Below are 1,763 nucleotides of genomic sequence, written 5' to 3'. Positions count from 1 at the left end.
CAAACCAGTGAAGTTTTCTTCGCTGGGGTTGCGGACACATCATCAACAAAGAGGTATCGTAAACGAAGAGAGTTGGAAAGCTCCGCTATAAAGTGTAATAGCCACGTAGTTGAAACGAGAAGACTTTAGATGTGATCCAGAGTACCACGGGACACGTGAAACCCTGTGGGAAGCAGGAGGGACCATCCTCCAAGGCTAAATACTACTTAGTGACCGATAGCGCATAGTACCGTGAGGGAAAGGTGAAAAGAACCCCGGGAGGGGAGTGAAATAGAACCTGAAACCCTGCGCTAAAGGTGAAAAGAACCCCGGAAGGGGAGTGAAATAGAACCTGAAACCCTGCGCTTACAAGCTGTGGAAGCACTTTATATGTGTGACCGCGTACTTTTTGTAGAACGGGCCAACGAGTTACGATAGTAAGCTAGGTTAAGTACTTAAGGTATGGAGCCGTAGTGAAAGCGAGTCTTAAATGGGCGTTAAGTTTGCTGTCGTAGACCCGAAACCGAGCGACCTATCCATGAGCAGGATGAAGCGAAAGTAAAATTTCGTGGAGGTCCGAACCCACGAGCGTTGAAAAGCTCGGGGATGACTTGTGGATAGCGGTGAAATTCCAATCGAGCTCGGAGATAGCTGGTTCTCCCCGAAATAGCTTTAGGGCTAGCCTCAAGGTTGAGAAATACGGAGGTAGAGCACTGAATATCCTAGGGGGCATTGCGCTTACCGAAGATTATCAAACTCCGAATGCCGTTATTTTATACTTGGGAGTCAGACTGTGGGTAATAAGATTCATAGTCGAGAGGGCAACAGCCCAGATCGTCAGCTAAGGTCCCTAAATGTAAGTTAAGTGGTAAAGGATGTGGGATTGCATAGACAACCAGGATGTTGGCTTAGAAGCAGCCACTCATTTAAAGAGTGCGTAATAGCTCACTGGTCGAGTGATCCTGCGCCGAAGATTACCGGGGCTAAAACTTACTACCGAAGCTACGATATCATTTATGATAGGTAGGGGAGCTTCCTATGCAGGCTGAAGCATGACCGTAAGGACGTGTGGACAGTATAGGAGTGAGAATGTTGGCATGAGTAGCGAGACGTGGGTGAGAATCCCACGGGCCGTAAACCCAAGGTTTCCAGGGGAAGGTTCGTCCGCCCTGGGTTAGTCGGGACCTAAGCCGAGGCCGAAAGGCGTAGGTGATGGACAACAGGTTGAGATTCCTGTACCACCGATAATCGTTTGAGAGATGGAATGACACAGTAGGATAAGCTAACCACACTGTTGGTTATGTGTGGCTAAGTACTGAGGCAGTCAAGGCAGGCAAATCCGCCATGATAATGCTGGGGTACGATGGGGAGCGAAATTAAGTAGCGAAGTAGCTGATTTCACACTGTCGAGAAAAGTTTCTATCGAGATTAAAGGTGCCCGTACCGCAAACCGACACAGGTGGGTGAGGAGAGTATCCTAAGGCCAGCGAGAGAACTGTTGTTAAGGAACTCGGCAAAATGACCCCGTAACTTAGGGAGAAGGGGTGCCACGTTAGGGTTAACGCCCGAGGTGGCCGCAGAGAATAGGCCCAAGCGACTGTTTACCAAAAACACAGGTTTCTGCTAAGTCGCAAGACGATGTATAGGAGCTGACGCCTGCCCGGTGCTGGAAGGTTAAGGGGATCTGTTAGGATTTATCCGAAGCAGTGAACTTAAGCCCCAGTAAACGGCGGCCGTAACTATAACGGTCCTAAGGTAGCGAAATTCCTTGTCGGGTAAGTTCC

At 49.2% G+C, this 1,763-nt stretch carries 1 rRNA gene; it reads left to right on the top strand.

What is annotated here, in order from left to right:
* Window positions 1-1,763: ribosomal RNA gene (locus AZI32_RS16905) — 23S ribosomal RNA — on the top strand; the annotation flags it as partial.

It is taken from the genome of Clostridium sp. ATCC 25772 (genome assembly GCF_001573875.1).
Classification (GTDB): domain Bacteria; phylum Bacillota; class Clostridia; order Clostridiales; family Clostridiaceae; genus Clostridium_J; species Clostridium_J senegalense.
The sequence above is the reverse complement of the archived record's forward strand: the minus strand, read 5'-3'. Positions and strand labels throughout refer to the sequence as shown.